This window comes from Methylobacterium sp. B1, assembly GCF_000333255.1.
GTDB lineage: Bacteria > Pseudomonadota > Alphaproteobacteria > Rhizobiales > Beijerinckiaceae > Methylobacterium > Methylobacterium fujisawaense.
Genome location: NZ_BACT01001005.1, coordinates 1 through 7,998 on the forward strand (window position 1 = coordinate 1; position 7,998 = coordinate 7,998).

Annotated in this window: 5 protein-coding genes and 1 pseudogene; 4 read left to right on the top strand and 2 right to left on the bottom strand. The window is 74.4% G+C overall.

Annotation, left to right across the window (positions count from 1 at the left end):
• A partial coding sequence (locus I53_RS27915; RefSeq protein WP_043357138.1) for an MDR family MFS transporter occupies positions 1 to 1,307 on the bottom strand: 1,307 nt, incomplete at its 3' end.
• Positions 1,308 to 1,558: 251 nt separating this feature from the next.
• On the opposite strand from I53_RS27915, the gene I53_RS27920 reads away from it, so the two are divergent.
• Positions 1,559 to 2,776, top strand: a complete 1,218-nt coding sequence (locus tag I53_RS27920) for a TIGR03862 family flavoprotein (protein ID WP_043357142.1) — start codon at positions 1,559 to 1,561, stop codon at positions 2,774 to 2,776.
• A gap of 10 nt (positions 2,777 to 2,786) precedes the next feature.
• Here the strand turns inward: I53_RS27920 and I53_RS27925 are convergent, their stop codons facing one another.
• Positions 2,787 to 3,677 carry a collagen-like protein gene (locus tag I53_RS27925; protein WP_043357140.1) on the bottom strand — a complete coding sequence of 297 codons (891 nt, stop codon included), beginning with the start codon at positions 3,675 to 3,677 and terminating at the stop codon, positions 2,787 to 2,789.
• A gap of 231 nt (positions 3,678 to 3,908) precedes the next feature.
• Between I53_RS27925 and I53_RS27930 the strand changes: the two genes are divergently transcribed.
• The 3 genes and pseudogenes from I53_RS27930 to I53_RS30680 form a co-directional block, all read left to right on the top strand.
• On the top strand, positions 3,909 to 4,688 hold the full coding sequence (locus tag I53_RS27930; RefSeq protein ID WP_051045101.1) for an ImuA protein: 780 nt from the start codon (positions 3,909 to 3,911) through the stop codon (positions 4,686 to 4,688).
• Positions 4,615 to 6,407 (top strand): annotated as a pseudogene (locus tag I53_RS27935) (DNA polymerase Y family protein). The gene I53_RS27930 and the pseudogene I53_RS27935 overlap by 74 nt, the downstream one beginning before the upstream one ends.
• Positions 6,404 to 7,998, top strand: a 1,595-nt coding sequence (locus I53_RS30680; RefSeq protein WP_187294427.1) for a PHP domain-containing protein, incomplete at its 3' end; no start/stop codon positions are given. The pseudogene I53_RS27935 and the gene I53_RS30680, both read left to right, overlap by 4 nt.

Here is a 7,998-nt window from a genome sequence, read left to right on the forward strand (position 1 = left end):
GATCGTGCGAGCCGCCCGATCAGTGCCCCGCCGAGCGACCGGAAGAAGTTCATCGCGGCGGTGGCGATCCCGAGCTGGTGCGGTTCCACCGCGTTCTGGATGGCGATGGTGGAGAGGGGCAGGATCGTCCCGATGCCCATGGAGAGCAGCGCGAACAGCACCTCCATGAGCCAGAAGGGCAGCGCCCGGCCTTCCCAGGCGATGGTGGCGCAGCAGGCGAGGCTGAGGCTCATCATCGCGAGGGGCACGCGCTTGTAGTGCCGGAAATGCAGCATCGATCGGCCCGACAGCGTCGCGCCCGTGACGGTGCCGATCATCAGCGGCACCAGCGCCACGCCGGACTCGCTCGCCGAGAGCCCGATCACCCCTTCGAGGAAGATCGGCACATAGATGGTGAGGCCGATGAAGGTGCCCATGGCGAAGCAGGCGGCCAGCGTCGCGCTGTAGACCACCCGGTCCTTGAGCACCTCCGTGGGGATCAGCGGCTCTGACGCCGTGGCGAGCCGCGCCGCGAAACCGCCGGCCAGTACGGCCGCCCCGGCGAGGAGGGCGAGGATCGTGGGCGAGCCCCAGGGATAGCGCACGCCGCCCCAGCTCAGGGCCAGCAGGAGGGTGACAGACCCCGCGACCATCAGGGCGGCCCCGGGCCAGTCCAGCCGGTGCTGGCGGTCGTGGCGCGGCAGGCGCTTCAGGTTGGCGTTGGTCAGCGCGAAGGCGAGGATGCCGATCGGCAGGTTGATCCAGAAGATCAGCGACCAGTGCAGGTGCTGGGCGAAGAGGCCCCCGAGCAGCGGCCCCGCCACCGAGGCGGCCACGAACACGCCCGCGATCACCACCTGATAGCGGGCGCGCTCCTTGGGCGACATGATGTCGGCCAGGATGGTCTGGGAGAGCGCGATCAGCCCGCCCCCGCCGATCCCCTGGAGGCCCCGGGCCAGCGCCAGCGTCACCATCGTGGGGGCGAGCGCGCAGGCCAGCGACCCGAGCCCGAAGGTCGCGATGGCGATCAGCAGCATGATCCGCCGGCCGTGGATGTCGCTGAGCTTGCCATAGAGCGGGGTCACCGCCGTGGAGGCCAGCAGGTAGGCGGTGACGATCCAGGGGAGGTTGGCGGCGTCCCCGAGGTCGAGCCCGATGGTCGGCATGGCGGTCGCCACGATGGTCTGGTCGAGGGCCGCGAGCAGCATCGCGGTCATCAGGCCGTAGACGATCGCGCGGATCTCGCTCTGGTTGAGGCGATCTTGAGGGGCGCCGGTCTGCGCCTGTGTCTGCGCCGGGGTTCCGGTGACGGCAGCGGGGCTGGCCACGTGTCTGAGCCTCTGATCCGAGCCGTGCCGGCCGACCATCCGGTGCGAATGGGGACAGGGCGGCGAAAGGGGATGGCGGACGGCCCGCGGCCGCGGCTCGGGCCGCCGCAATCCGCGAGGCCCGGGACCAAGAAGAGCTTCCGCTCGGCCGTATCGATCCTTAGCGCAGCGCCGGAGGGCAGCCCATGCCGTCCGGCACCGATCCGGTCTTCGCCCTTGACAGGACTGGCGGCCTGTCGCTCTCCCGGCGGATGCCGGATGACAGGGATGCAATCGCCATCGTGGGCGGCGGGCCGGCCGGGCTCGCCGCCGCCGAGGTGCTGGGAGGCGCTGGCCGCGCGGTCGCGGTCTACGAGCGCATGCCCTCGGTCGCCCGCAAGCTGCTGATCGCCGGGCGCGGCGGCCTCAACATCACCCACAGCGAGGCGCGGGCGGACTTCCTCGCCCGCTACCATCCGCATGGCTGTCTCGATGCCGCCATCGCGGCCTTCCCGCCCGACGCGCTGCGGGCGTGGTGCGCGGAACTCGGCGAGCCGACCTTCGTCGGGTCGAGCGGGCGCGTCTTCCCGCGCAGCTTCAAGGCCTCTCCCCTGCTCCGGGCATGGCTGGCGCGGCTCGACCGCCTCGGGGTCCGGATCCACACCCGCCACCGGCTCACGGCCCTGGGCGGGACGCTGCATTTCGACACCCCGGACGGGCCGCGCGCGATCCGGCCCCGCGCCACCCTGCTGGCGCTCGGCGGGGCGAGCTGGCCGCGCCTCGGCTCGGACGGGCGCTGGGTGCCCCTCCTCGAAGGGCTCGGGGTGGCGGTGGCGCCCCTGCGTCCGGCCAATGCCGGCTTCGCGGTGGCGTGGTCGGACCTGTTCCGGGAGCGGTTCTCCGGCGCGCCGCTGAAGCGGGTGGCGCTCGCCTGCGAAGGCACCGTGGTGCGGGGCGAGGCCGTGATCACGCAGATCGGCATCGAGGGCGGAGCGATCTACGCCCTCTCGCGCCTCTTACGCGAAGCGATCGCGGCCGGGGGCCGCGCGCGGCTCGTCGTGGATCTCCGCCCCGACCTCACCCGGGAGGCCCTCGCCCGCCGTCTGTCCGGCGCCCGGCCGGGCGACTCGGCCGCGACCCGGCTGCGCAAAGCCGCGGGCCTCGCGCCCGTTGCGGCGGGATTGCTGCGCGAGGCGACCGGCGCCGCCCTCCCGGCGGATCCCGGGGCGCTGGCCGGGTTGATCAAGGCCGCGCCCATCACCCTCACCGCCTCCGCGCCGATCGAGCGGGCGATCTCGACGGCGGGCGGCGTCCGGCTCGACGCCCTCGACGAACGGTCGATGCTGCGGGCCCATCCCGGCCTGTTCCTGGCCGGGGAGATGCTCGACTGGGAGGCGCCGACCGGCGGCTACCTGCTCCAGGGCGCCCTCGCGGGCGGAAGGGCGGCCGCCGCCGGGATGCTCGACTGGCTGCGCGAGACCGGCGGCTGACGCGCCCGCCTCACGGCCGCGTGCAGAACCCGACGATGCCGGACGCGTCCGCGGGGCAGCTGGCGCCCTCCCCGTCATAGACCGCCACGCCACCCTTGAGGCAATGGGCCGTGACCAGCATCTCGCCGGTCCCGCAGGTGATCGTGCAGCCCCCCGGGCAATCGGATTTGCGCACGGGTCGCAAGCTGGCGGCTGTGGCCTCGCCCTTCGGGCCCGGGCCGCCCTGCGGTCCGACCGGACCCCGCGGGCCCGGAGGACCCTGCAGGCCCGCGGCCCCGGCATCGCCCTTCGGGCCCGGTGCGCCCTGCGGGCCGACCGCGCCCTGGGGGCCGGTCTCCCCTTTCGGACCGGTCTCGCCCTGAGGACCCGTATCGCCCTTGAGACCCTGCTCGCCCTTGGCTCCTTGGTCTCCCTTGGCCCCCTGATCGCCCTTGAGACCGGCCTCGCCCTTGGCCCCCGTCTCCCCGGGCGGTCCTGCGACACCCTGAGGGCCGGGCGGTCCGGGCGGACCCTCCGGCGCGCAGTTCGCCACAACCGCCTCCCGCTCGTCCGGCTCCGCCTTCAGCGTCACCACGCAGGTCGAAGGCCGGTAGGGCAGCCGGAAGGTGAACCGTCCGCGCCGGTCGGCCTGGATCGAGATGTCGTCGTCCAGCACCACGATCGCCCCGGGCTTGCGCACCGAGCCCGAGATCCGGAGGTCGCCGGCCTCGATGCGCGCGTCGTAGACCATGATCGGCTGGCTCGGGGTCTGCGCGTGCCGGACTCGCGGGCGGGCCGGGCGCGATCGCCCTGCGGCGGCCGCGGCCGGATCCGGACCTGCGCCACCCGGCGGATCCGCCTGCTGGCCGAGCGCCGCCCCCGACAGGGCGAGCAGGATCGTCAGAGTGAGGGCTGAGCGCATGCGCGGTCCGGTTCGGCCGCGTCACGCACGCGGCGGCCCGACATTGGTCTCGCCCTGCGAGGGAGGTCAACCGGGGCGGCGGAACCGGCGGTGGCGGTCGATTCCACAGGCGTCCACAGCCATCCACAGGCCAAGCCGCTGCTTCCGTGCGCGATTCCGGGACGCCGTGGAAACCGTTTGTGTGCGTTCCTGTTATGTTCCTATCGTCCGGCATGACCGGAGCCGACGGAGATGGGGCTGGACCCTGCGGACGAGACCGAGGGGGCGATCGCGCGGGGCGATCCCCGGGCCCGCCTCGCGGCCTTGCGGATGCGCCTCGCGCCGCCGGCCGGCGAGCGGGACCTGCCGCCGGTCCTGCCGCTGGGCGTACCGGAGCTCGACGGGCATCTGCCGGGCGGCGGCCTCGTCCTCGGGCCGCCCCACGAGATCGCGCCGGCCGAGCCCGTGGACGGGGTCGCGGCCCTCGGCTTCGCCCTGGCGCTCTGCGCCCGCCACCTTGCTGGCCGGCCTGGTCCGGCGCTGATCGCCGCCGCGCCGGGGCAGCCCCTGCCCTACGGCCATGGCCTCGCGGGACTCGGCCTCGATCCCGCCCGGCTGCTGCTGCTGGAGGCCGGCAGCGATGCGGAGTTGTTCCGCGCGCTGGAGGCGGCCCTGCACGCACGGGCGCTCACGGCCCTCGTCGGCCTCGTCCGGGACGGCCTGCCGCTGAAGCCGGGCCGGCGCCTGCAGCTCGCCGCGGAAGGGTCTGCTCCGCCGCTGCTGCTGATCCTGCGGCCGGCGCCTGCCGGCCTGCCCAACGGGGCCGCCACCCGCTGGCGGATCGCCGCGGCGCCCGCGGCGCGGGACCGGTTCGGCACCCTCGACAGGCCGCGCTGGCGGGCGCGGCTCGAACGCTGTCGCAACGGGCGGGGCGGCGACTGGCTTCTGGAGTGGGACCATGCCGCGCATCGTCTGCATCTGCCTGAGCCACTGGCCGGTGACGCGGCTGCGGCGGGCCGGTCTCGCGCCTGAGCGCGGCCCCCTCGCGGTGGCCGCCGAGGGCCCCGGCGGCCTGCGGCTCGTGGCCCTCGACCCGGAGGCCCGCGCCCTGGGCCTCCAACCCGGCGAGCCCTGGGCCGGGTCCGGGCGCGGATCGGCGTGCCGCTCCAGGTCTATCCCGCCGACCCGACCGCCGACCGGGACGCTCTGCTGCGGCTCTGCCGCTGGGCGGGCGGCTACGCGCCCCTCGTGGCGCCGTTCGGGCCGGCCGAGGCGGGGGACGGGCTCTACATCGACGTCGCCGGGGCCAGTCACCTGCGCGGCGGCGAGGCGAGTCTCGTCGACGATCTGACAGACCGTCTCGCGCGGGGACATATCCCCGCCCGGATCGCCCTTGCCGACACACCCGGGGCCGCCTTCGCGCTGGCCAGCCACGGCGGGGTCGACCGGATCGTCGTGCCGCCGGGCGGGGCGGCCGAGGCTCTGCGGGGTCTGCCCGTGGAGGCCCTGCGGCTGGATCCCGGCACGGTCTCGGGGCTGAAGCGGCTCGGCCTGCGCCGGATGGGCGAACTCGATGCCCTCCCCCGGGGACCCCTCGCCCGTCGCTTCGGCGAGGCGTTGCTGTTGCGCCTCGATCAGGCCCTGGCACGCCGTCCCGAGCCGCTGGCGCCCCTGTCGGAGGCCGCCGAATACGCCGCCGCCCGCGGCTTCCTCGACCCGATCGGGCGGCAGTCGGACATCGTCCGGACCGCCCGGGACCTGATGGCCGAGATCGCCCCCCGTCTGGAGCGGGACGGGCTCGGTGCCTGTGCCCTGCGCCTCGCCCTGCACCGGGTCGACGGGGTGGTTCGGGCCCTCGATCTCGGTCTGTCGCGCCCCGAGCGTCACCCCGAGCGGGTCGCGGCCCTGGTTTCCCTACGCCTCGACCGGTTGGGCTCCGCCCTCGAGGCCGGGTTCGGCTTCGAGACCGTGGCGCTCGCCGTGACGGTGACCGGCGCCATGCCGGCCCGCCAGACCGATCTCGGGGCGGACGCCTCCGGCGATGGGGTCGCCGTCCTGGCCGATGCCCTGGCGCAGCGCCTCGGGCGGGGGTTGCTGCGCCTGGAGCCACGGGCGAGTCACCTGCCGGAACGGGCTGATCGGAGCGGTCCCTGGGTTGCCGGAGAGGGGCACGGATCGTCAGCCGACAAGGACATCGGCCGGACGCGCGCGCATCGCCCTCTCCCCTCTGCGGAGGAGGATGCCTCCCGAAGGGGGACGAGTCGGCACGAAGTCCCGCACGGGGGGAGCGAGGGTGCAGGGTCCGGCCGTGGCCTTCATGAAGCGCGCGATCCCTCCGGAAGCGGCTTTCCCTTCTCCCGGCCCCTTCTGAAGCAGGAGCCAACCTCCCCCGCAGAGGGGGGCGTGAGGGCGCGGGCCTTTCCCATCTCCGTCCCCTGCTCAATCCCCTGGCCCGATCACCTCCCGCCCCGCCCCCTGGTGCTGTTCCCCCGGGGCGAAGCCGCGTGCGACGTGCTCTCCGCCGTCCCGGAGGGGCCGCCCCGGCGCTTCCGCTGGCGCGCGCAGGTTCACCGCGTCGCCCATGCCGAGGGGCCGGAGCGGATTTCCGCCGAATGGTGGTGCGCGCCCGGCGCGGAGCGCGACTATTACCGCATCGAATGCGAGGCCGGTCACCGGCTCTGGCTCTACCGCGACGGGCCGCACGCCCCCGGGCAGCCGGCCGCGTGGTACGTCCACGGGCTGTTCGCGTGAGCCGCCCCGAGATCCCTTTCGCCGAACTCGCCGTCACCACGAACTTCTCGTTCCTCCACGGCGCCGCGCACCCGCAGGACTACGTCGTGCAGGCGGCGGCCTACGGCCTCTCGGCGATCGGCATCGCCGACCGCAACACCGTGGCCGGCGTGGTCCGGGCGCATGCGGCGGCGCGGGCGCTCGAAGCGGAGGGCACGAAGATCCGGATCCTGCCCGGCGTCCGCCTCGTCACCGAGGAGGGGTTCGAGGCCGTCACCTACCCGATGGACCGGGCGGCCTGGGGGCGCCTCTGCCGGCTGCTCACCCTGGGCAACCGGCGCGTCCGCAAAGGTGAGTGCCGCTTCGCCTTCGCCGAGATGCTGGAGGCCGCGGAGGGACAGATGTTCATCGCCATGCCGCCGGCCCGGCGCCTGCCGGAGGGCTTCCGGTCGCGTCTGGAGGCGCTCGCCGCCGCGGCCCCGGGCCGGACCTTCCTCGGGGCGAGCCATACGCGCCGGGGCGACGAGCGGCGCCGCCTCGGTCTGCTCGCCGAGCTGGGCGCGGCCGCCCGCGCGCCGATGGTCGCGGTCTCGGACGCGCTTTACCACCATCCCGAGCGGCGCCCGCTCCAGGACGTGGTGACGTGCATCCGCGCGGGCTGCCGGATCGGCGAGGCGGGCTACCGGCTGGAGGCCAATGCCGAGCGCCACCTGAAGCCCCCCGCCGAGATGGCGCGGCTGTTCGCCGACCACCCGGAGGCGGTGGCCCGCACCGTCGAGATCGCCGAGGCCTGCGGCTTCTGCCTGTCCCAGCTGCGCTACGAATATCCCGACGAGCCGGTGCCCCCCGGGCGCACGCCGCAGGAATACCTGGAGGAGAAGACCTTCGAGCGGGCGCACTGGCGCTACGGCGGCGATATTCCCTCCGCCGTCGCGGCGACGCTCCGCGAGGAGCTGCGGCTCATCGCCAAGATGGACTATGCCCGTTACTTCCTGACCCTGTTCGACGTGGTCGAGTTCGCCCGCGGCAAGGGGATCCTCTGCCAGGGCCGCGGCTCGGCGGCCAATTCCGCCGTGTGCTTCTGCCTGGGCATCACCGCGGTGGACCCGTCCAAGCACCGGCTGCTCTTCGCCCGCTTCATCTCGGAGAACCGGGGCGAGCCCCCCGACATCGACGTCGATTTCGAGCACGAGCGCCGCGAGGAGGTGATCCAGCACCTCTACGCCCGCTACGGCCGGGAGCGGGCCGCCCTCTGCGCCACGGTGATCCACTACCGTCCGCGCATGGCGATCCGCGAGGTCGGCAAGGTCCTCGGGCTCACCGAGGACGTGACCGCGGCGATCGCCGACACGGTCTGGGGCTCCTGGGGCACCGGGATGCCGGACCAGCATGTGCGCGAGGCCGGCCTCGATCCCGGGAACCCGGCGATCCGGCAGGCGCTGGACCTCGCCCATCAGCTGATCGGCTTCCCCCGCCACCTATCCCAGCATGTCGGCGGCTTCGTGCTGACCCCGCGGCGCCTCGACGAGACCGTGCCGGTGGGCAACGGCGCCATGGCGGACCGCACCTTCATCGAGTGGGACAAGGACGACATCGACGCGATCGGCCTGAT